The sequence below is a fragment of the Serratia sp. root2 genome, assembly GCF_031931805.1.
Classification (GTDB): domain Bacteria; phylum Pseudomonadota; class Gammaproteobacteria; order Enterobacterales; family Enterobacteriaceae; genus Serratia; species Serratia inhibens.
This window is the reverse complement of the sequence record NZ_JAUJXB010000001.1, coordinates 1,394,773-1,414,959: the sequence shown is the minus strand read 5'-3', so window position 1 is coordinate 1,414,959 and position 20,187 is coordinate 1,394,773. Positions and strand designations below refer to the sequence as shown.

General features: G+C 56.9%; 21 protein-coding genes. 8 read left to right on the top strand and 13 right to left on the bottom strand.

What is annotated here, in order from left to right; genetic code table 11:
• Positions 1–81: 81 nt before the first annotated feature.
• The gene (locus QZQ97_RS06290; RefSeq protein WP_311992733.1) at positions 82–939 is read left to right on the top strand and encodes a LysR family transcriptional regulator; all 858 of its coding nucleotides are present in this window, start codon (positions 82–84) and stop codon (positions 937–939) included.
• Positions 940–955: 16 nt separating this feature from the next.
• Here QZQ97_RS06290 and QZQ97_RS06285 read toward each other — a convergent pair whose 3' ends face one another.
• The gene (locus tag QZQ97_RS06285; protein ID WP_004944199.1) at positions 956–1,237 is read right to left on the bottom strand and encodes a YjcB family protein; all 282 of its coding nucleotides are present in this window, start codon (positions 1,235–1,237) and stop codon (positions 956–958) included.
• 294 nt (positions 1,238–1,531) lie between these two features.
• Between QZQ97_RS06285 and mrdA the strand changes: the two genes are divergently transcribed.
• Complete coding sequence (gene mrdA / locus QZQ97_RS06280; RefSeq protein WP_311992732.1) at positions 1,532–3,457, top strand: penicillin-binding protein 2; 1,926 nt, start codon at positions 1,532–1,534, stop codon at positions 3,455–3,457.
• 102 nt (positions 3,458–3,559) lie between these two features.
• The gene (locus QZQ97_RS06275; RefSeq protein ID WP_311992731.1) at positions 3,560–5,278 is read left to right on the top strand and encodes a penicillin-binding transpeptidase domain-containing protein; all 1,719 of its coding nucleotides are present in this window, start codon (positions 3,560–3,562) and stop codon (positions 5,276–5,278) included.
• A 128-nt stretch (positions 5,279–5,406) separates the two neighbouring features.
• Here the strand turns inward: QZQ97_RS06275 and QZQ97_RS06270 are convergent, their stop codons facing one another.
• Positions 5,407–5,607, bottom strand: coding sequence for a hypothetical protein (locus QZQ97_RS06270; RefSeq protein ID WP_311992730.1), 201 nt, complete (start codon positions 5,605–5,607; stop codon positions 5,407–5,409).
• 548 nt (positions 5,608–6,155) lie between these two features.
• Between QZQ97_RS06270 and QZQ97_RS06265 the strand changes: the two genes are divergently transcribed.
• Positions 6,156–6,608 carry an SgcJ/EcaC family oxidoreductase gene (locus tag QZQ97_RS06265; RefSeq protein ID WP_311992729.1) on the top strand — a complete coding sequence of 151 codons (453 nt, stop codon included), beginning with the start codon at positions 6,156–6,158 and terminating at the stop codon, positions 6,606–6,608.
• A gap of 187 nt (positions 6,609–6,795) precedes the next feature.
• On the opposite strand, the gene QZQ97_RS06260 is transcribed toward QZQ97_RS06265, so the two are convergent.
• Both QZQ97_RS06260 and QZQ97_RS06255 read right to left on the bottom strand, forming a co-directional pair.
• On the bottom strand, positions 6,796–7,008 hold the full coding sequence (locus QZQ97_RS06260; protein WP_004944210.1) for a glycine zipper 2TM domain-containing protein: 213 nt from the start codon (positions 7,006–7,008) through the stop codon (positions 6,796–6,798).
• A gap of 135 nt (positions 7,009–7,143) precedes the next feature.
• A complete protein-coding gene (locus tag QZQ97_RS06255; protein WP_311992728.1) occupies positions 7,144–7,671 on the bottom strand; it encodes a GNAT family N-acetyltransferase in 528 nt (175 codons plus the stop codon).
• A 264-nt stretch (positions 7,672–7,935) separates the two neighbouring features.
• Here QZQ97_RS06255 and QZQ97_RS06250 point away from each other — a divergent pair, with 264 nt between their 5' ends.
• The gene (locus QZQ97_RS06250) at positions 7,936–8,070 is read left to right on the top strand and encodes an AcrZ family multidrug efflux pump-associated protein (RefSeq protein ID WP_006318794.1); all 135 of its coding nucleotides are present in this window, start codon (positions 7,936–7,938) and stop codon (positions 8,068–8,070) included.
• A gap of 38 nt (positions 8,071–8,108) precedes the next feature.
• Here QZQ97_RS06250 and QZQ97_RS06245 read toward each other — a convergent pair whose 3' ends face one another.
• From QZQ97_RS06245 to QZQ97_RS06220, 6 genes are all read right to left on the bottom strand, one after another.
• The gene (locus QZQ97_RS06245) at positions 8,109–8,870 is read right to left on the bottom strand and encodes an amino acid ABC transporter ATP-binding protein (protein WP_006318796.1); all 762 of its coding nucleotides are present in this window, start codon (positions 8,868–8,870) and stop codon (positions 8,109–8,111) included.
• Positions 8,867–9,784: an amino acid ABC transporter permease gene (locus QZQ97_RS06240; RefSeq protein ID WP_311992727.1), complete on the bottom strand. Its 918-nt coding sequence runs from the start codon at positions 9,782–9,784 to the stop codon at positions 8,867–8,869. The genes QZQ97_RS06245 and QZQ97_RS06240 overlap by 4 nt, the downstream gene beginning before the upstream one ends.
• Positions 9,781–10,695, bottom strand: coding sequence for an ABC transporter substrate-binding protein (locus QZQ97_RS06235; protein WP_311992726.1), 915 nt, complete (start codon positions 10,693–10,695; stop codon positions 9,781–9,783). Before QZQ97_RS06235 ends, QZQ97_RS06240 begins: the two co-directional genes overlap by 4 nt.
• Before the next feature lie 16 nt (positions 10,696–10,711).
• Positions 10,712–12,049 carry an LLM class flavin-dependent oxidoreductase gene (locus QZQ97_RS06230; RefSeq protein ID WP_311992725.1) on the bottom strand — a complete coding sequence of 446 codons (1,338 nt, stop codon included), beginning with the start codon at positions 12,047–12,049 and terminating at the stop codon, positions 10,712–10,714.
• Positions 12,050–12,066: 17 nt separating this feature from the next.
• Positions 12,067–13,386: an MmgE/PrpD family protein gene (locus QZQ97_RS06225; protein ID WP_311992724.1), complete on the bottom strand. Its 1,320-nt coding sequence runs from the start codon at positions 13,384–13,386 to the stop codon at positions 12,067–12,069.
• 229 nt (positions 13,387–13,615) lie between these two features.
• On the bottom strand, positions 13,616–14,503 hold the full coding sequence (locus tag QZQ97_RS06220; RefSeq protein ID WP_311992723.1) for a LysR family transcriptional regulator: 888 nt from the start codon (positions 14,501–14,503) through the stop codon (positions 13,616–13,618).
• Positions 14,504–14,624: 121 nt separating this feature from the next.
• Here QZQ97_RS06220 and QZQ97_RS06215 point away from each other — a divergent pair, with 121 nt between their 5' ends.
• Positions 14,625–15,785 carry a serine hydrolase domain-containing protein gene (locus tag QZQ97_RS06215; protein ID WP_311992722.1) on the top strand — a complete coding sequence of 387 codons (1,161 nt, stop codon included), beginning with the start codon at positions 14,625–14,627 and terminating at the stop codon, positions 15,783–15,785.
• Positions 15,782–16,957: an MFS transporter gene (locus QZQ97_RS06210; protein WP_311992721.1), complete on the top strand. Its 1,176-nt coding sequence runs from the start codon at positions 15,782–15,784 to the stop codon at positions 16,955–16,957. The genes QZQ97_RS06215 and QZQ97_RS06210 overlap by 4 nt, the downstream gene beginning before the upstream one ends.
• Positions 16,958–17,064: 107 nt before the next feature.
• On the opposite strand, the gene QZQ97_RS06205 is transcribed toward QZQ97_RS06210, so the two are convergent.
• Positions 17,065–17,475, bottom strand: coding sequence for an Exc2 family lipoprotein (locus tag QZQ97_RS06205; protein ID WP_311992720.1), 411 nt, complete (start codon positions 17,473–17,475; stop codon positions 17,065–17,067).
• 329 nt (positions 17,476–17,804) lie between these two features.
• On the opposite strand from QZQ97_RS06205, the gene QZQ97_RS06200 reads away from it, so the two are divergent.
• Positions 17,805–19,220: an MFS transporter gene (locus QZQ97_RS06200; RefSeq protein ID WP_311992719.1), complete on the top strand. Its 1,416-nt coding sequence runs from the start codon at positions 17,805–17,807 to the stop codon at positions 19,218–19,220.
• Here QZQ97_RS06200 and QZQ97_RS06195 read toward each other — a convergent pair.
• Entirely contained in the window at positions 19,195–19,752 is a 558-nt protein-coding gene (locus QZQ97_RS06195) for a dihydrofolate reductase family protein (RefSeq protein WP_311993883.1), read from the bottom strand. The two genes, QZQ97_RS06200 and QZQ97_RS06195, sit on opposite strands and share 26 nt — an antisense overlap.
• Positions 19,749–20,150: a VOC family protein gene (locus QZQ97_RS06190; RefSeq protein ID WP_311992718.1), complete on the bottom strand. Its 402-nt coding sequence runs from the start codon at positions 20,148–20,150 to the stop codon at positions 19,749–19,751. Before QZQ97_RS06190 ends, QZQ97_RS06195 begins: the two co-directional genes overlap by 4 nt.
• Between the last annotated feature and the right edge of the window lie 37 nt (positions 20,151–20,187).

The window sequence follows — 20,187 nt, the reverse complement described above, 5'->3', positions numbered from 1 at the left end:
AGCCATTCTGGATAAATGAGTTGCATGATAGAAATGATTTAATTTATCGTGATTAATTAACTTTCATCATGTAAGTCTGCCATGAACATTGATCCGACACTGCTGCGCACCTTCGTTACGGTTACCGAAACCGGCGGCTTTACGCGCGCGGCGCAGCAACTGAATCTGACCCAATCCGCGATCAGTCACCAGATCCGTCGGCTCGAAGAGCAGATTGGCCGGCAGTTGTTGCACCGCACTACGCGCCGCCTGACGCTAACCGAAGACGGCGAAGATATGCTGCGCCACGCCGGGCAAGTTTTGCAGGCGCTTGACGCCATGCAGCGGCGTTTTGAATCCTCACCCGTTTCCGGCGCGGTGCGCTTTGGCCTGACGGAGAGTTTTCTGGGGGAACGATTGCCACCGTTGTTATCCCAGTTCGCCCGGGCTTTCCCTGCGGTCAGGTTGGAGGTGAACGTCAGTATCGGGTTGGATCTTTGTGGCATGGTAAAGGGCAACGAACTGGATTTGGCCGTCGTGATGTCGCTGGCTAACCGCATTGAGGGCAGGCTATTGCGGCGGACGCAACTGGTGTGGGTAGCGGCTGAGACATTCAGCCTGGCGGGTACGTCGTTGCCGCTGGCATTGTTACCCGCGCCGTCGGTCAGCCGCGAGGCCGGGATCGCCGCTCTGGAAAGTCAGGCCATCGAATGGCACACCGCCTTCACCTCACAAAGCCAGCAAGGGCTACGGGCGGCGGTGCTGGCGGGGTTGGGCATTGCCGTCATGGCGAGTGGCGATCTGGAGCCGGGGATGAAAGTGATCGAGGACGAGTGTGGGCTACCCGAATTACCCGACGTCGATTTCACCCTGATCGTCAACGGTGCGGAACCTGGCGCGGCTGTGCAGGCATTCGGCAAAATACTGCTGGAGATGTCGGCGCCATTGCCTGGCGCTTAGGGCGGTCAAGTACGGCTCAGGGCATTGGCCAGTCGGTCGGGGTTTTGCTCATCACGTCGAAAAAGACGTCTTTGGTCACCGACCAAAAATGCAGAAATCCTTCCTGGCTGAAGCTGATGCCCATCAAACCCATCACGAACCAGCAGGTGGTGAACAGCCCGAGGCTGCTGAACATGAATGCCATGCCATTACGGCTGGTTTTACGGCAAACGACGTTTAACTGGCTGGCCATAAACATCATTACGGCGCTCAGCAGTTCCCAGCGCATCATAATCAAACCCGTGGCAATGGTACTCATCGAACGTGATCCTTGGTGAAAAGCCGCAGCCGGCAGGGCGCCGGAGAACAGTGCGGGCAAAAATGGAATAGTGTGATCTGCATCACATTGTAGCATTGGGATAAAGGGAGGCTCAATCCCTGCACGGCATAAAAGCCAGGCACCCGGAAACATTCCAACATGCTGAAACATTTATGCCATTTCATTAGCAACCTTTTAATGGGGGCCGTTAGCCAATAACGCTATGCTTGCCGACTTTTCACTGCCCTGATTTATCTGGGGAAAATGTGACGTCAGACAGGTACTGCGCTGCGTATGGCCCTCTTAAAAGAAAAAATCCGTGACCATTCCGCTGAGGAAATGTTGTTTATTCGCCGTGCCTGCGTGGCGATGGCGTTGGTGATCGCCTGCTTCGGCGCACTGATCGTCAACCTGTATCACTTGCAGATTAAGCAACATGCGTTCTACCAGACGCGCTCCAATCAGAACGACATCAAAATGCTGCCGATTGCGCCCAGCCGCGGGCTGATATTCGATCGTAACGGCATCCCGCTGGTGCGTAACATCACCCTGTACCAGATCCAGGTTATTCCCAGCAAAATCGCCAATATGGCCGCGCTGTTGCAGGCGCTGACGCCGATTGTCGATCTGACGCCTGAGGACATCGCCACCTTTCGCGACGACATGCACCACAACGGCCGTTATAGGCCGGTGACGTTGAAAAGCGGGCTGAACGACACCGAGGTCGCCCGTTTTGCGGTCAATCAATACCGTTTTGACGGGGTGACCATCGATACCTACCAGCAGCGGGAATATCCGTATGGCGCCGAACTGGCGCACGTGGTGGGTTACGTATCGAAAATCAACGATGGCGATGTGAAACGGCTCGATAAAGCCGGTATCGGCGAAAATTACTCCGCCGACCATAACATCGGCAAGCAGGGTATTGAGGCTTACTATGAGTCGGAACTGCATGGCACCACCGGCTATCAGGAAGTGGAGGTGGATAACCACGGCCGCGTGATACGCCTGCTGAAAGAACAGCCGCCGCAGGCGGGCAAAAATATCTATCTGACGCTCGATTTGCCGTTGCAGCAGTATATCGAGTCGGTGCTGAAGGGGCAGCGAGCGGCGGTGGTGGTAGAGGATCCGCGCGATGGCGGCATTCTGGCGATGGTATCCAGCCCCAGTTACGATCCCAACCCGTTCGTTAAGGGTATCAGTTACAAAGCCTATAAAACCTTATTGACCAACCCGGATCTACCGCTGATTAACCGCGTCACGCAGGGGCTGTACCCGCCGGCGTCCACCGTGAAGCCTTATATGGCAACCTCTGCGCTGTTCGCCGGGGTGATCACGCCCAACACCAGCTTCTTTGGCGCCCCGACCTGGACGCTGCCGGGCACCCAACGCCGTTACCGCGACTGGCTGAAGAGTGGCCACGGTATGCTGAACGTCACCAAGGCGATTGAGGAATCCGCCGATACCTTCTTTTATCAGGTGGCGTTTGAAATGGGCATTGATCGCATTCACAGCTGGCTTAGCCAGTTCGGTTACGGCCAGGCGACCGGGATCGATCTTAACGAAGAGTATCGCGGCGTACTGCCCAGCCGCGAGTGGAAGCAGCGGGTGCATAAAAAACCCTGGTATCAGGGTGACACAGTGTCGGTCGGCATCGGCCAGGGGTATTGGGTCGCCACGCCGATCCAGATGGTGAAGGCGCTGACCACGCTTATCAATAACGGCAGGGTGAAAACGCCCCATCTGCTGTATTCCATGCGCCAGGGCAACCGGGTGAGTCGCTACCAACCGCCGCAGCAAATGGCACAGATCGGCGATGCCAAGTCACCGTACTGGGGCATTGTGCGCAACGGCATGTACGGTATGGCCAACTTGCCGAACGGCACCGGTTATAAGCTGTTCCATACCGCGCCTTATCAGATCGCCGCCAAATCCGGCACCTCGCAGGTGTTCAGTCTGAAAGAAAATCAGACTTATAACGCCAAGATGATCCCGGTGCGGTTGCGTGACCATATTTTCTACACGTTATTCGCCCCCTATAAAAATCCGCGGGTGGCGATGGCATTGATTTTGGAAAACGGCGGCGGTGACGGCGTGGTGGCGGGGCCAACCGCGCGGGCAATTCTTGACCATATTTTTGACCCGGCCAACGCGCCGCACCCCGACGAGAGTCAGGAAGTTAAACCGGAGTTAAACGACAGTGAGGATGTGCAACAGTAAACGCGTTTGTTTTTACTTTCTTACAAACTGCAATCTTCTAAATATTTCTGTCAGGGTAGACTGAAATAATTACATAATCCGAATGAAAACGCAGGGTTAACAGTGGCGCCACTAATAAAAAAGAGCGGTAAAAATTATTCCTCACTGAGGTTTGGCTGGATTTGCGCCGGTATTCTGGTGTGCTTTTTCCTGCTGGCGTTCCGGGTCGGTTACTTGCAACTGATGGAGCATCAGCAGTTGGCGGACCAGGCGGATCAGCGCTCAATCCGCACGCAGGTGCTGCCGACCAACCGGGGAATGATCACCGACCGTAATGATGAAGCGCTGGCGGTGAGCGTGTCTTCGAAAGATATCGTGCTGGATCCCAAGCATATTCTCGACACCCATACCGATACCGGCAACGAGCGCTGGCAGAGCCTGGCCAACGTGCTGAAAATGCCGCTGACGGACGTGCAAAAGTTGATTCAGACCAACGCCCATAAGCGTTTCGTCTATCTGGCGCGCAAGGTGGAAGACGATAACGCGAACTACATCAGCAAGCTGCATCTGACCGGGGTCAGCACCGAGCAGGATTTCAGCCGCTTTTACCCGATGGGCCAGGATGCCGCCGGGCTGATAGGGATTGTCGGGCAGGACAATCAGGGGCTTGAAGGCATTGAACTGGGCTTCAACCACCTGCTGCAAGGCAAGAACGGGATGCGGGTGTACCAGAAGGACGGCAGCGGGGCGGTGATTGGCGTGATCAAGAGCGTCGATCCCGTGCCACCGCCGAACGTGACGCTGAGCATCGATAAATTTATCCAGTACGTACTCTATGCGCAAATTCGCGATGGCGTGGTGGCCAACCAGGCCGATTCCGGCTGTGCGGTGCTGGTGAAAGTCAGTACCGGCGAGGTGCTTGGCATGGCCAGCTACCCGTCGTTTAACCCGAATAACTATGCCAATACGCCGGCGAAAGATATTCGCAACGTTTGCAGCAGCGACAGCTTCGAGCCGGGTTCGACGGTAAAACCGGTCGTCGTGATGGTCGGGTTGGAGCATAGGCTGATTAAGCCGGACACGGTGCTGGATACCACGCCGTACAGGGTCAACGGCCACTTGATCAAAGACGTTGGCCACTGGTCCAAACTGACCATTACCGGCGTGCTGCAAAAATCCAGCGACATCGCGGTGTCGCATATTGCATTGGCGCTGCCCGCCACCGTGCTACCGGCGGTCTACAAGAGCTTTGGTCTGGGTCTGCCGACCGATCTGGGGATCGGTAACGAGAGCAGCGGTTATCTGCCGCAGCATCGTGAACGCTGGGCCGATATCGAGCGGGCGACGTTCTCCTTCGGCTACGGACTACGCGTTACACCGCTGCAAATGGCGCGGGAATATGCCGCTATCGGCTCTTATGGTGTCTATCGGCCGCTGTCGATCACGCGGGTGACGCCGCCGGTCATGGGGCAGCGGATCTTGCCGGAAGAGACGGTGAAAACCGTGGTGCATATGATGGAAAGCGACGCCTTGCCGGGCGGCAGCGGGGTCAGCGCCGCAGTGCCGGGTTACCGGCTGGCGATTAAAACCGGTACCGCCGAGAAAATGGGCGCCAACGGCAAATATGACGGCGGTTATATCAACTACACCGCAGGCGTGGCACCGGCCAGCGATCCGCAGGTGGCGCTGGTGGTGATGGTCAACAACCCGAAAGCCGGCAAGCACTTCGGCGGTTCGGTGGCCGGCCCGGTATTCGGCAAGATCATGGCGCAGGTACTGGAGCATATGAACATTCTGCCGGACGCTCAACCGCTGAACGTGGTTTCTCAGGTGAAGGGATAATATCTTCTCTGTACCAATGACGTTATTTATAACGGAGATTGGGTAAATAAGGCAGGAATTGGGTCCGGGCTCACTGACCCAATTCCTTTATTTAGCAGGTTATGCAATAGGTTGGCACGCAGACCAAATTATTTGCCCTGAGCCGCCCACCATTTTGCCACACAGGCATTAGGCGCCTGGATTTTTTTGCCGTCTTTGGTGACGTAGGGAACCGGCGAGTAGATAAAGGTGCAAACGCCGGCGGGACGTTGCGCGGCGGAAACAACGGCAGACATGCCAACCGAGGAAGCCAGAATTGCCGAGAGAAGTACTACGTTTGATAATTTCATGACTCATCCTTAATAATGAAAATAGAATTAAACTTGTCAGCCTAATCAGAGCTTGTCTGAAGCCGTTCGACGTATTGTCATTACCTTCAGTAATGCCATTTCTTTTTTTGAAGGAATGACGAAGAGAGATTATTAGCTTATCCGGTAATCGTCTACGGCGGATTTTATTATGAATTCTTTATGATTCATTCATTAATAAATTGTGTAAATGATTTAAATTCATATTCCGCTTGTTAGTTATGTATTTCTTGCGTGGGGTCCGATAGCCGTTTTCCTGTTCATGATGATTTGCATGTCGCGAATATGCAGAGTATTTCCGAAGCGGCTGCCCTACCTTGATAGCGCGAGCGCCGGGGCCGTAGCGGTGGCACCTGGCTTCACCCGTCAGGGGGCGGAAGCGACGGTCATCGGATCAGCCATAATACCTGTAATGGGATGTTTACCTGATTTATAGTAAATTAAAGTAACTATATTAAAATTTAATTGTTTATCGAGATTGACACTGATATTCCTGATAGGGAGCAACGAACCTAACAAAAGGAATGAAAATGAAAAAATCACCTGGAGTAGTAGGTATACTGATGTTGATTTCTGGCTCTGTCCTGGCCAAAACGGCCCCCGATTGCGCTAAGGTTGATCGGGTTCAAATTGAAGCATTATTTGATAAATGGAATGACGATTTACAATCTGGAGATGCCAGGAAGGTTACGGATAATTATCTGAGCGATGCCATCTTGCTTCCTACGGTTTCTAATCAAGTTCGCCTGACGGACGCGGAGCGGATTGATTATTTTGAACATTTTCTGAAGAAAAAGCCAGTTGGCAAGATAGATAGCCGAACGATACGTATTGGCTGTAACAAAGCCGTGGATACGGGGACCTATACCTTCAGTTTTAAAGATAAATCAACCGTTTCGGCGCGTTATACTTTCACCTATGCCTGGGTCGGCAACGAGTGGAAAATATCCACCCATCATTCTTCCGTTATGCCAGAGAATTGACACCAATATGATGGCAGACATTCGGAATATCCGTCCAGTGGTTAAGCGGAGCGTTTAGGTAATGAGAGGTAATTAATCCTGAAGTTTACAAGGGAGAGGTTAAACGCAATGAAATAATATTAAATCAGGCAAGAATACTGTGCTGTTGCAGATATTCCGGCCTGAGATTTTTATTATTCGGTTATCATTAACGGCTGGTTTGGTGACCGATAATACCGCCCAGCGCCGCGCCGCCCAAGGTGCCCAGGGTGCTGCCGTCGGTCAATACTGCACCGCCCAGCGCGCCTACGCCGGCGCCAATTGCAGTGTTGCGATTGCGGTTAGACATATGCCCGCATGCAGTGACAGAAAGCGTAGCCATTACGAGAACCAACACGCCGGCAACACGTTTAATGTTCATAAGAATTATCCTGGTAAAATGATCGATTACTTGGCTAAAAATACGGCAATTAATCGCTCGGTAGAAGTTGAGATGAATGTATTCCTCCGGCAAAAAATAGAATAGGTAAATATTCTTAATTTTGAGCTCTGTTTATTATTTAACGGCCGCCAGATGGCGAATATCCGGCCAGACGTAAATCACATTACTGGAGAGCCATAACGGACCGGGATCGATGTAGTTACCGGCCGGAGCACCGCCCAATGCCCGATAAAACCGCATGGCGCCGTCATTTCCTTCGACCACCCCCAGTGCAATGCTGCTATAGCCGAGCTTTTGCATTTCTCTTGCTGCCGCACCAAGCAACCTGTGACCAATGCCCTGACGTTGATGTTTGTGGCTGACGAAAAGTGATTTTATCTCGGCATGCTCGCCAAACTGCGGATGGGAAGGGGCGTCGACCAGACAGAACCCGACCAACTGACCAGCCGATTCAGCCAAAAGCACCTGTGCTGTACCTGGTTGTTGCAGCTTTTCTTGCCACTGGGACAACCGCCTTGGCTCATCCAGCGCGGCATAGGCCGCCGGCGTCGCCAGCCCTTGGTAGGTACTGCGCCAGACCTGTACGTGCAAACGAGCGATCGCCGGTGCATCCGCAGGCCGAGCCATTCTCAGCGTTATCATCATTGCTCCCGTTATTTGGCTGCTATCGCCATTATTTGCGCCTTGGACACTTAAGCGTCCCACCGGTGTTTCGTTGCTTTATCCTGCCTTTCTCAGAGCATTTTTTGTCATTGTCTTAATGTAACTGTGTAAGTTACATTACCCGCCTTCAAGTGTGATTTATGTCACAAATTGAAAATACCAACAATAAAATGTGCGGTATCTCGGAGAAATTCCCGTCCATTTGTGAACGGTTTTCTCCGTTTAAAAAACCAGGAGACAACGATGTTAGAAATGATTGAGAGTTTGGCAACCGTGGTGATCCTGGTGCCGGTAATGATAGCCGTGTTGCTGGGCTCGATTTATGGCCTGGGTGAATTGTTTAACGTTTTCTCCGCTATCGGCAGAAAAAACGACTGAATTCAATGATCAGGGGGCGCAATGCCCCCTGATGCAATTTAGAGTACCGTCGCCAGGAAGTTACGCGTTCTTTCATGTTGAGGCGCATCCAGCACCTGCTGCGCAGTCCCCGTTTCGACCACTTTCCCCTGATCCATAAAGATGATTTGATCGGCCACTTCGCGGGCAAAACCGATTTCATGGGTGACCACGACCATCGTCATGCCGGAGTGCGTCAGGCCCTTCATGACTTGCAACACTTCGCCAACCAGTTCCGGATCGAGCGCTGAGGTCGGCTCATCAAACAACAACACCTCGGGATTCATCGCCAGCGCGCGGGCGATCGCCACGCGCTGCTGCTGGCCACCGGAAAGCTCGCGCGGCCAGGCGTTAATGCGATGTTCCAGCCCCACGCGGGTCAGCAGGGCCTTCGCCCGTTCGACCACCACGGCTTTCTTTTCCTTTTTCACCAGCAGCGGCGCTTCCGTAACGTTTTCCAGCACCGTGCGGTGCGGGAACAGGTTGAACTGCTGGAACACCATGCCGATGCTTTTACGCTGTTCGGCGACCTCACGCTCCTTCAGTTCATACAGATGCTTGCCTTTCTGGCGATAACCGATCAGTTGTTCACCCACGCGGATGGTGCCGCCGTCGAGCTTTTCCAGGTGGTTGATGCAGCGCAGCAGGGTAGATTTCCCCGAACCGGAAGGGCCGAGGATCACCGTGACCGAACCGGCCGGGATCTGCAGGCTGATGTTTTTCAGCACTTCGGTGCCGGAGAAGGACTTACGCACCTGGTTGATATGAATGGCTGCGCTCATTGTTCTGCCCCCTGGTTCAGTTCGGTTGGAGCCTTGCGGTTGCGCGACAGCCAGCCGCCGCGCGTGGCCTGAGTACCACGACCGAAATAGCGCTCAACATAGTGCTGGCCAATCGACAGAATCGAGGTCATCACCAGGTACCACAGCGTGGCGACCAGCAACAGCGGGATCACCTCATAGGTGCGTTGGTAGATAATCTGCGCCGAATACAGCACGTCTTGCAGGGCGATAACCGACACCACGGCGGTGGTTTTAAGCTGCCCGATCACCTCATTGCCGGCCGGCGGCAAAATGGTGCGCATGGCCTGCGGCAAAACCACTCGCCACAGGATCTGCCCACGGCGATAGCCCAATGCCTTGGCGGCTTCCAGTTGGCCGCTGCCCACGCTTTGAATGCCTGCGCGCACAATCTCTGCCGCATAGGCCGACTGATGCATGACCAGAGCAATCACCGCAGCGCTGAAGGTGCTGATAATGGTGTTGGTCGGCGCGCTGGCGACCTCGCCCAGAAACGGGATCCACAGGCTGATGCGCGGGTAGAGCGCGGCGATGTTGTACCACAGGAAAAGTTGCACCAGCATCGGTACTGCGCGGAAGAACCAGGTATAGAACCAGCTTACCGCGACCAGCACCGGATTGGCGGAGAGGCGCATCAGCGCCAGCAGCACGCCACCGGCGAAACCGAAGATCACCGAGATCACCGTCAGCTTCAGCGTCATGATCACGCCGTTGATGATGGACGCCTCGGTAAGGTTTTCCGCCACCACCGCCCATTCGAAGCGCGGGTTGTGCAGCATCGAGTTGGCGATAATGCCGACGATCAGCAGCACGATCAGAGCGCTGAACCAGCGCCCGTAATGCCGATGACCGACGATGCTCAGTTCGGCATCATCGGCAGGGTGTTGCGCACTCATTTTGCAATCTCTTCGTTGATGCCGGCGGTTTTCACCGCGCCGAAACCGATATCCCAACCGTCGAGGATTTTCTGGTAGCTGCCATCGGCAATCAGCGAGTTAAGCGCAGCTTGCACCGGTTTCACCAGTTCGGAGCCTTTTGGCAACGCGATGGCTACCGTGGTGCCGTCGATATTGATGTCGCCGGCCAGCGCCAGCGCTTTAACATGGCTCGCCTGGTAGCGCAGGCCTTCATACGGGCCGAAGAACATCGGCACGCGGCCGCTGATCGTCGCCTGCACGCCGGCCGGGCGATCCGGGAAGATCGGAATGGTGATAGCTGGTTTGCCGGCGCTGACGCACTGGTCGCTGGCCTGCTGCAAACGGGTGACCTGCGAAGTGCCGGCACCGGCGCCGACGGTTTGGCCGCACAGTTGCGCCAGCTCGGTGTAAGGGCCGAGCGCCGCATCTTTACGGGCGATCAGCGCCAGCTTGGAGGCATTGTAATAGCCGACGAAGTCGACCTGCTGGAAACGCTTCTTGTTGGCGTCGATGTTGGCCAGCGCCACGTCGTAGCGACCGGATTTCAAACCGGGAATGATATTGTCGAAACCGCCGGTGTCCTTCCAGTGGATCGCGACGCCGAGGCGATCGGCAATGGCGCTCATCACGTCGATTTCACGCCCGGCCAAGGTTTTGTTGTCCGCTTCGTAGAAGGTGGTCGGCGGTGTGTTCGGGTTGGTGCCCGCTACGATAAAACCGGCTTTTTTGACGGCCTCAGGCAGGCTGTCGTGCAGTTTCGGATCGGCGGTGGCTTTCAGCGCAGCCTTGAAGGGCACATCGCCTTCGGCGGCATAGCCTGCGGCCAACGGGGCTATGGTGGCGCAAGCCAACAGCAGGGACAGCGCAGTGCGTTTAACGGTAGTTTTCATGGTATTCCCCTGCAGATTAAGCCGATTTTACGTTGGCGAAGTTGATTGCCGGTTCCGGCAGGCCCAGGTTTTCACGCAGGGTTGAATACTGGTATTCCTCACGGAACAGGCCACGGCGGCGCAGCTCCGGTATGACCAGTTCGACGAACAGCTCCAGCTGATTTGGCAGCACGGCGGGCATGATGTTAAAGCCGTCGGCGCCTTGCTGTTCCAGCCACAGTTGGAAGTCATCGGCAATCTCTTCGGCGGTGCCGACCACCACGCGGTGTCCGCGCGAACCTGCCGCTACCGCAGCCAGTTCCCGCAGCGTCAGGTTTTCCCGCGCGGCCAGATCGGTCAACAGTTTCACCCGGCTTTGGCCGCCTTCGGTTGCGCCCACGTCCGGTACCGGACCGTCCAGCGGGTAACCGCTCAGATCGAAGCCGAAGCGGGCGGAAAGCTGCTCGATGCCGTTATCGATATCCACCAACTGATTCAGCTGATACCAGGTCTCCTGCGCTTCAGCCTTGGTGCGGCCGATAATCGGCATCACGCCCGGCAGGATCAACAGGTGATCCGGGTTGCGGCCGGCCTCGGCCACGTATTTTTTCTGGCTGCGGTAAAACGCCTGGCCTTCCTCCAGCGTGGCGGCGGCGGTAAAGACCACCTCGGCGGTTTCCGCCGCCAGCTGCTGCCCGGCCGGTGAGGAGCCGGCTTCGATAATCACCGGACGACCCTGTGGGGAACGCGCAATATTCAGTGGCCCCTGGACCGAAAAGTGTTTGCCCTTGTGGTTGGCCGCGTGAATTTTGTCGTCGATGGCGTAGATGCCATTTTGCTTGTCGCGCACGATAGCGTCTTTTTCCCAGCCATCCCACAGCTTGTAGCTGGCTTCGAGGAACTCGCGCGCCACTTCATAGCGTTCGGCGTGCGAAGGGAGGTCGTCACGGCTGAAGTTGCGTGCCGCATCGCTGGAGAAAGAGGTGACTACGTTCCAGGCTGCGCGGCCGTGGCTGATATGGTCGATGGATGCCATGGCGCGCGCCAGATGGAAGGGTTGGTCGAAGGTGGTGGAGGCGGTGGCCGCCAGCCCGATATGGCGAGTGTTGACCGCCAACGCGGCCAGCAAGGTCAGCGGCTCCAGGCGTGACATCGTCGAAGGCAGACGGTGTACGCTGGTGGCCAGCGCATCGCCGACGAAGAACATGTCGAAGGTGCCTTCTTCGGCTTTTTTGGCGATCCAGGTGAACCAGTCAATATCGGTCGGTGATCCACTGGCGCCCTCTGCCCGCCAGCCGCCGACATGGTGACCCAATGCCTGAACAAACAGGCCGAGACGTAATTGACGCGATGGTGTTGAAGGTGAAGTACTCATAATTATTCCTCTATTTATTATTGATTTAATAACGCGATTAGCCGTGCCGGCGCGCCGGGCTGCGTCAAGGCGCAGTCGCGAACCACGCGGTCGCTATCCAGTTGCGGCAGCAGTTGCAGGATGCTGCGCAGCTTGGCTTCGACGTCCGTTGGACGGGCGGCGGTTTGCTTTCTGGTGACAGTGTCACTGAATTGACGGCCGTCATGCAGCGTTAGCGTCACGCGGTGGAAACGCAGCTCCGGATCCCGCTCATCAGGCGGGGCAGTCAGGTCGGCGTGGCGTTCCACCCGCGCCGCCAGCGCGGCAATCATCGGGTCAACGGGGTTTTCACCGTAATGCATCAGCGGCACGGCACCGCTGTACAGTGCATCGGCGATCACATATTCCAGGCTGAAACGCGCTTCGACGCCATTTGCCGGGCGGCGAATATGGGGAGCGGTATCCGCGCCGGGCGGAAAACCGACCTGAATGTGGCGGATGGCGGCAGGAATGCCGTCGGCGGTAATACCCTGTTCGAGCAAGCGTTCACGCAGGGCGAAGGCGGCCTCGGCCGCGCTGTGGGTACCGCCGCAGGTTGGGTAACGTTTAAACTCCAGGCCCGGTTGCAGGATGCGCCATGGCGCGCCCCAATCTGCGGTTAACAGATCCTGCCGCTGCCGGCCATCACCGTGGGAACTGAACAGGCTGTCAATCACGCCTTCCGGCTGGCCGGCAAAGCCCGCCTGCGCCAGCAGCACGGCATTGACCGCCGCGCGCGCCGCCAATCCGGCGTGCAGCGGTTTGGCGGCAGAACCGAACTGGCTGCGCAGCCCTGCGGCCTGGGTAGCGGCCAGGCCAAGTGCAATCTGCGTCTGGTGCGGGGTCAATCCTAAATAGCGTGCGGCGGCTGCGCTGGCGGCGACCGCGCCCAGGGTCGCGGTGCTGTGGAAACCCAACTGATAATGCTGGGTTCCGGCCGCCAACCCCAATCGTCCGGCAGCTTCTACGCCGATCGCATAGGCGGTTAACAGCGCGGCGGCATCGTCGCGGTGGCCGGTCAGCGCCAGCAAGGCAGACAGCACCACGGTAGTGGGGTGGCCGCGCAGCGCAGGGTGGTAATCATCGAAATCCAGCGAGTGGCTGACGTAGCCAAAATACAGGGCGCGGTTCTCAATGCCGATCGGCGGGAACACCGTTTTCACCGCTGCCAGGCCGGTATCGATCAGTGCGCCGTGGACGATCGGCAATGCGCAGGCAAAGTAGTCCATCAGGCCGCGACGAGCGGCTGACAGGGCGAGATCATCAGGCTGGGTATCCAGCACCAGACGGGTAAATTGAGCGGTTATGAGCGATGACAAGAGTATAAACCCTGATTTTTTATGCGGTTATGAGCCGGCCTGCGATTCAGGTTTTATTGTGTGGTGATTTGTCTTGCCCCGAAAGAACGAACGGGACTTTCATATTTCAAAATGGAATATCATGGAAAGAAGCTAACGCGCGGAGGCCCGCCGACAGGCACTGTCGTTGCTGGCTTAGCTAATTTTGTGCAAAGCAAAGCCGTAATTGCTCTTAAGCCATTTCGCTCGATTAAGCCGGAAACAGCCGCTCGCTCAGCAGATCGATAAACACCCGCAGTCTGGGAGCCAGATGTTTGCTGGAGGGCCAGAGAATTTTAAAACTGCCGGTATGGTGGCTGTGCTCGCCGAGAACCTGCTGCAACCGTTGCCCGGCCAACGCCTGTTTCACGGCGAAGTCGGGCAGGCAGGCGATGCCCTGGCCCTGTTCCGCCAGATAAATCAGCGTATCGACGGTATTGCACACCACGCTGGCACGCAGACCCTCTCCGAGGATTTTGTCCCAGTCCGCCACTGGCCAGCTTTCGACTTTTCCGGTGGTGGGGAATTTATACAGCAGGCAGGCGTGTTGGCGCAGATCGGCCGGCTGTTGTGGGATACCCGCCTGACGCAAATAGCCGGGGGCCGCCACCAGTTGCAGGTGGAAGGTGCCCAATTGGCGGCTCATCAGCCGGGAATCTTCGGTTTCTCCGACGCGGATCACCGCGTCAAAGCCTTCCTCAATCACCTCAACCCGGCGATCGGAAAAATCCACCTCCAGCTCAATCTGCGGATATTGGCGGATAAACGCCGCCAGCACCGGATTCAGCAGGCTGCCCACCAGGGGCAAACTGACGCGCAATTTACCGCGCGGCGCACTGCGGGTGTCGCTCAGTTCCTGTTCCGCCGCCGCCATTTCGCCGAGGATCCGCTGGCAGCGCTGCAAGAAAAGCGCGCCTTCCGCCGTCAGCGTCATACTGCGGGTGCTGCGGTGAAACAGCCGCACGCCCAGACGCGTCTCTAATCGGGCGATGCTTTTGCCGATGGCAGAAGCTGAGACCCCCAGCACGCGGCCTGCCGCGACAAAACTGAGCGTTTCTGCTGACTGAACAAAGGCCGAAACGCCTGCCAGATTATCCATGTTTACCTCTATTACGGATGTGAGTGTCCGGTATGAAGGGAAATCTAGCCTGTTTTTCCGTTAATCGCCAATCTCTATTCTCGGTAGCGACAGAATTGACTGTCTATCTGGAGCGTGACCCATGAGTGAATACAAGCTGGCTACCGAGGCTATTGATAAAACGGTCGATCTGGCACTGGAGGACAAACGGCTGGTCGGTGCGGTGGTGTTGGTGGCGCAGGGCGGTGAAGGGGTTTATCGCCGTGCGGCGGGCATGGCGGACCGAGAGGCCGGCAAGCCAATGGCTGCCAACGCGCTGTTCCGGCTGGCCTCGGTCTCCAAACCTATCGTTTCCACTGCCGCGCTGGTGTTAATGGCGCAAGGGCGTTTGGGGTTGGAGGACCCGGTGACGCGCTGGTTGCCGGATTTCCGGCCGCGCACCGCCGATGGGCGCGAACCGCCAATGACGGTGCGCCACCTGATGACCCACACCGCCGGGTTGAGTTACCGGTTTTTCCAGCCGGAACAGGGGTTCTATGCCCAGGCGGGCGTCTCCGACGGTATGGATGATGACCGGCTCAGCCTGCAAGAGAACCTGCGGCGTATCGCTTCGGCCCCGCTGTTGGCGGCGCCGGGAACCGAGTGGCGCTATTCGATTGCTACCGACGTGCTGGGTGCCGTGATCGAGCAGGCCAGCGGCTTGCCGTTAGCGGAGGCGGTGGCGCAGTTGGTGACCGGGCCGCTGGCGATGCACGACACCGGCTTTACTGCCACGGATGCGCAGCGGTTGACGGTGGCTTACGCCAACCACCATCCCGAACCCCGGCGGTTACAGCAACCCGATCGTTTGCCTTTTATCGAGGATACGGCCGGTTTTAACCTGTCCCCGGCGCGGGCGTTAGATGCTAACGCCTATGCCTCCGGCGGCGCGGGCATGGTGGGCTCTGCCGAGGATTTCTTGCGGCTGTTGGAAACCTTACGCCAGGGCGGCGCGCCGCTGTTGCCAACAGAGTGGGTAGCGGCGATGACCAGCAACCAGATAGGCGAGCTGCCGATGCCGTTCTGGCCGGGGCGTGGCTTTGGTCTGGGGATCACCCTGCTGAAAGATCCGCAAGCGGCGCAGACGCCGGAATCGATCGGCACCTGGCGCATGGGCGGCACTTACGGCCATTCCTGGTTTGTCGATCCGGTGCGGCAACTCAGCGTGGTGGCCTTCACCAATACGGCGCTAGAGGGCATGGCGGGGGCGTTTGTCGGCGAACTGTGCCAGGCGGTGTATGACGGGTTGGGAGAGCCACGATGAAGATCCTGCCGCCGATTTTTTTCATCGCGCTGGGGCTGTTCGGCGTTTACTGCATCGAGTTTGGCGTGGTGGGTATTTTGCCGTTGATCATTGCGCGCTACGGGATTTCAACCTCGCAGGCCGGCTGGTTGGTCGGTCTGTTTGCCGCGACCATCGCTTTGCTGGGGCCGTTGCTGGTGCTGCTGGCTTCGCGCTTCAACCGCAAGCGAATGCTGTTGATTTCGTTGGCCGTGTTCTCGTTGGCCAGCGTGCTGTCGGCTTATGCGGCCAATTTCAGCACCCTGATGATCCTGCGTATCCTGCCGGCGCTGTTCCACCCGATTTATTTTTCGCTGGCAATGGTGGCGGCAGCGTCGTTGTATCCCAAACAGCAGGTGACCCGGGCTACCGCTTACGCGTTTGTCGGCACCGGTATGGGCATGGTGCTGGGCATCCCGCTGACCCACTGGATCGCCGGCCAGTTCAGCTATGAAACCTCTTTCCTGTTTTGCGCATGGGTTAATCTGCTGGCGGGCGTCGGTTTATTCTTTCGCCTCCCCGACGCCGCTACGCAAAAACTTAGCTACGGCAAACAGCTGGCAATACTGCGCAGCGGCGCGCTGTGGCTGAATATTGCCGCCTGCGTGCTGATTTTTGCCGCCATGTTCTCCGTTTATGCTTACGCTACCGAATACCTGAGTCGACAAACCGCCATTCGCGAGCCGATGGTGGGTATCCTGCTGGTGATTTTTGGCGCAGGCGGGGTCGCCGGTAACCTGTTGGCCGGTAAGTTGCTGAACCGAAATCGGATAGCGACCACATTACTGCACCCGATAGTGCTGGCGGCTGCCTATCTGCTGCTGTATCGCTACGGCAGCGCGCAGACAGGGCCGATGATCGCGCTCTGCTTGTTCTGGGGTGCCGCGCACACCAGCGGCCTGATCGTGACCCAGATCTGGCTGACATCCGAAGCGCCACAGGCCCCCGAGTTTGCTACCGGGCTGTATATCGCCTTTATCAATTTGGGCGTGGCGATCGGTTCGGTGGTCAGCGGCTGGTTTATCGATGCGCTGGGCCTGCAGGGCAGTATTCTCTGTGGGGGGCTGTTCGCTGCGCTGGCGGTAGTGACGATTGCGGTCAAGATCGGGCTTTATCCACGGGGAACGGCCGTGGCGAGCGAGGGTATGGTGTGATCATGGCTATTGCGCAGTGAGTCGGGAGGTTGGGTAAATCATTAATCGCCACTGTGGGTAACAGAGTGGCGATTAATTTACTGCATTTTACTGGCGAGAGACGGTTATTATAAACCGTTATAGCCATCCCAATAAGCGCCCGTGGCTTCTTTCGTAAAGACGGAATAAATATTTTGATTTGAATCAATTTTGTAGGTTTTATTCAGGACGATGTTATTAAGTTCCAGTTTGCTTTTAAATTGTTCGCTAGATAAGTAATCGGCTTTGTTTTTGGCCTCCACCAGGGACAAATGGGCACTACGGTCGCATTTGCCCTGCTGGTAGAACTGATCAAACGTCGGCGTGCTGGCCTTGATGCTGTCGTGAACCAACGTCCTGATTTGCGAATCATTTTCGTTTGATATTTGGTAAATGTAGTGGGAAGCGTGTTTTTCGGCGGGGCTTTTTGCTGCGCATGCGGCCAGCATGAGGCAACCCAATGCCAACGCGCTGGCATTCACTCTTTTATTGCATTCCATTACCTTTCCTTTTGATAACTTCAAATAGAGCGAGGATACGGAAATAATGCTAACAGAACCCTTTTATTTTCGTCAATAAATAAAGTTCGTCAGTTAATTGCTACGTCGCTCTATTTATTTTGGTTATTATTCTGTTGCTAGTCTTTTTTATAGTGCGCTAATTATAGCCAGGAAAGAATTGTTTCCGAAAAATATGACGTGCATGTCCAGTCCTGGTTATCACAACCCAGAGATGGCGTTTGATGCACTAATAAACTGCATTTGCTGCGCCTTCCGCCTTGTCAGGCGATGACATAGGCTGCTGACAGGTTCTTTCAGGAGTCAGCAACATGAAATTTACAGTTAAATCCGGCGGCGCAGACCCAAGGTGGATCCTCGCCAGCCTTTCTCTTTCGATGCTGCTCTCGTCGCTGGGCACCAGCATCGCCAACGTCGGTTTGCCCACGCTGGCACAGGCGTTCAACACCTCATTCCAGGCGATACAGTGGGTGGTGATCGCCTATCTGCTGGCCATCACCACCTCAATTATCGCTCTGGGTCGTCTGGGCGACAGGATCGGCCGGCGGCGGTTGCTGCTGGCGGGAATCGCGCTGTTCACCTTTGCGTCTGCGCTGTGCGCTATTGCGCCGACCATCGGGCTGCTGTTCGCAGCAAGGACCGTCCAGGGGTTGGGTGCGGCAGTCATGATGGCGATGAGCATGGCGCTGGTGGGCGAGGCCCTGGGTAAAGACAATACCGGCCGGGCGATGGGGCTGCTCGGCACCATGTCCGCCATCGGGACTGCGCTTGGGCCTTCGCTGGGGGGCGCGTTGATTTTTGGTTTTGGCTGGCGGGCGATGTTCCTGATCAACCTGCCGGTGGGCCTGTTGGCGTTTATTCTCGCTTACCGTTACCTGCCGACCCCGGCTCAGGAACCGCAAAAGCAGCGGGGCAGGTTTGATTACCCCGGTACCTTGTTGCTTGGGCTGACGCTGGCCAGCTATGCGCTCTCCATGACGCTGGGGCGCGGCGATTTCGGTTGGCTTAATCTGCTGCTGTTACTGGCCGCCGCACTGGGTATCGGGCTGTTTGTATGGGTGGAGAACAGCACCGTATCGCCGTTGATTCACCTGGCTATGTTCCGTCAGCCGGGGCTGAGTGCCGGACTGATGATGAGTCTGCTGGTGATGGCGGTGATGATGACCACGCTGGTAGTAGGGCCGTTTTACCTGACGCACGGCCTGGGGTTGGCGGTTGCGCAGGCGGGGCTGGCGATGTCGGCAGGGCCGATTACCGCTGCGGTGGTCGGCGTGCCGGCCGGCCGGTTAGTGGACAAGCTGGGGGCGCCAAAGATGACGGCCGTGGGGTTGGCTATTCTGGCCACCGGCGCCGGAGTCATGTCGATGATGTCGATAAGGCAAGGGGTTTTGGGTTACGTGGCACCGCTTGGCGTGGTTACCCTTGGCTATGCGTTGTTTCAGGTCGCCAATAATACCGCGCTGCTGAAAGACGCGCCCCCCGAGCGGCGCGGGCTGATTTCCGGCATGATAAACCTGTCGCGCAACCTTGGGTTGATCACCGGTGCCTCCGCCATGGGTGCACTGTTTATGTTTGCCTCGAACACGACCGACATCAACGGCGCCAATGCCGTCGCCGTGACCGTCGGTATGCGTTTCACCTACGGAGCGGCGGCGTTGCTGGCACTGGCCGCATTGGGTATTGCCCTCGGCGGCCGGGGGCTTAGGGTCCGCTATTCGGCGCGCTGACGGCGTAACGTTCCTGCACGAATCCATTGTCGGAATGCGTCGCGGCGATCAGGCGCAGCCGTTGCTCTGCACCCACGGCACCAAACAGCGGTATGCCGGAGCCCAATAACAGCGGAACGCGCGTAATGGTCAGTTCGTCAATCAACCCGGCCTGCAGGAAACGCTGCACGCAATTGCCGCCATCGATATACAAATGTCGGTATCCTTCATTCGCCAACCGGGCGACGATTGACTCAGGTGCGCCAGCCTCCCGCCTTACGCTGTTTTGCAGGTGAGGCGGGATGTCGATCGCGTGTGACGACAAAACGATCACCGGCAAGGCGCCATAAGGCCATTCGGGGAAAGCGCTTACCTTTTCATAGGTATTGCGCCCCATCACCAAGGCATCGACGTCGGCAATAAATTCCTCGAAACTCAGCCCGTTGAGCAGCGATACGGCGTATTCAGGCCGCAGCAGCCAATCGATATCGCCGTCGGCTCTGGCGATAAAACCATCTACGCTGGTGGCGATGTATACCGAACATTTCATCAGAGCAAGTCCCCGCGGTAGGCCAGATGAATTTTGTTGCCGTCCGGGTCGCGCAGGTAAGCGCCAAAGTAACCTTTGCCGTAATTCGCGCGCTCACCGGGTTCACCCTCGGAGCTGCCGCCGGCCGCCAGGCCTGCGGCATAGGCTGCCAGCACTTGATTCTCATTGTCGGCGGTGAATGCCACCATGCTGCCATTGCCGGCGCCGGCGGGTTGACCGTTATACGGCTCGTAGGCGTAAAATCGCGGCAAGGTCAGCCCCGGTTTTACCCAGCAACGCGCGGCGGGGCCGCCGTCGGGCGTTACCGGGCGTTGTATTAATCCCAGCGGCAGCAAAATGGCATCGTAAAATTCTGCGGCTTTGTCCAGATTGCTGACGCCTACGGTGATATGGCTAAACATCTCTTCTCCTTGTTCTGGGGGTCATTGCCTGTTCATT

Coding starts and splice junctions, on each gene's coding strand:
- QZQ97_RS06290 (WP_311992733.1), top strand. CDS start 82: ATGAACATTGATCCGACACTGCTGCGCACCTTCGTTACGGTTACCGAA.
- QZQ97_RS06285 (WP_004944199.1), bottom strand. CDS start 1,237: ATGAGTACCATTGCCACGGGTTTGATTATGATGCGCTGGGAACTGCTG.
- mrdA (WP_311992732.1), top strand. CDS start 1,532: ATGGCCCTCTTAAAAGAAAAAATCCGTGACCATTCCGCTGAGGAAATG.
- QZQ97_RS06270 (WP_311992730.1), bottom strand. CDS start 5,607: ATGAAATTATCAAACGTAGTACTTCTCTCGGCAATTCTGGCTTCCTCG.
- QZQ97_RS06265 (WP_311992729.1), top strand. CDS start 6,156: ATGAAAAAATCACCTGGAGTAGTAGGTATACTGATGTTGATTTCTGGC.
- QZQ97_RS06260 (WP_004944210.1), bottom strand. CDS start 7,008: ATGAACATTAAACGTGTTGCCGGCGTGTTGGTTCTCGTAATGGCTACG.
- QZQ97_RS06255 (WP_311992728.1), bottom strand. CDS start 7,671: ATGATAACGCTGAGAATGGCTCGGCCTGCGGATGCACCGGCGATCGCT.
- QZQ97_RS06250 (WP_006318794.1), top strand. CDS start 7,936: ATGTTAGAAATGATTGAGAGTTTGGCAACCGTGGTGATCCTGGTGCCG.
- QZQ97_RS06245 (WP_006318796.1), bottom strand. CDS start 8,870: ATGAGCGCAGCCATTCATATCAACCAGGTGCGTAAGTCCTTCTCCGGC.
- QZQ97_RS06240 (WP_311992727.1), bottom strand. CDS start 9,784: ATGAGTGCGCAACACCCTGCCGATGATGCCGAACTGAGCATCGTCGGT.
- QZQ97_RS06235 (WP_311992726.1), bottom strand. CDS start 10,695: ATGAAAACTACCGTTAAACGCACTGCGCTGTCCCTGCTGTTGGCTTGC.
- QZQ97_RS06230 (WP_311992725.1), bottom strand. CDS start 12,049: ATGAGTACTTCACCTTCAACACCATCGCGTCAATTACGTCTCGGCCTG.
- QZQ97_RS06220 (WP_311992723.1), bottom strand. CDS start 14,503: ATGGATAATCTGGCAGGCGTTTCGGCCTTTGTTCAGTCAGCAGAAACG.
- QZQ97_RS06215 (WP_311992722.1), top strand. CDS start 14,625: ATGAGTGAATACAAGCTGGCTACCGAGGCTATTGATAAAACGGTCGAT.
- QZQ97_RS06210 (WP_311992721.1), top strand. CDS start 15,782: ATGAAGATCCTGCCGCCGATTTTTTTCATCGCGCTGGGGCTGTTCGGC.
- QZQ97_RS06205 (WP_311992720.1), bottom strand. CDS start 17,475: ATGGAATGCAATAAAAGAGTGAATGCCAGCGCGTTGGCATTGGGTTGC.
- QZQ97_RS06200 (WP_311992719.1), top strand. CDS start 17,805: ATGAAATTTACAGTTAAATCCGGCGGCGCAGACCCAAGGTGGATCCTC.
- QZQ97_RS06190 (WP_311992718.1), bottom strand. CDS start 20,150: ATGTTTAGCCATATCACCGTAGGCGTCAGCAATCTGGACAAAGCCGCA.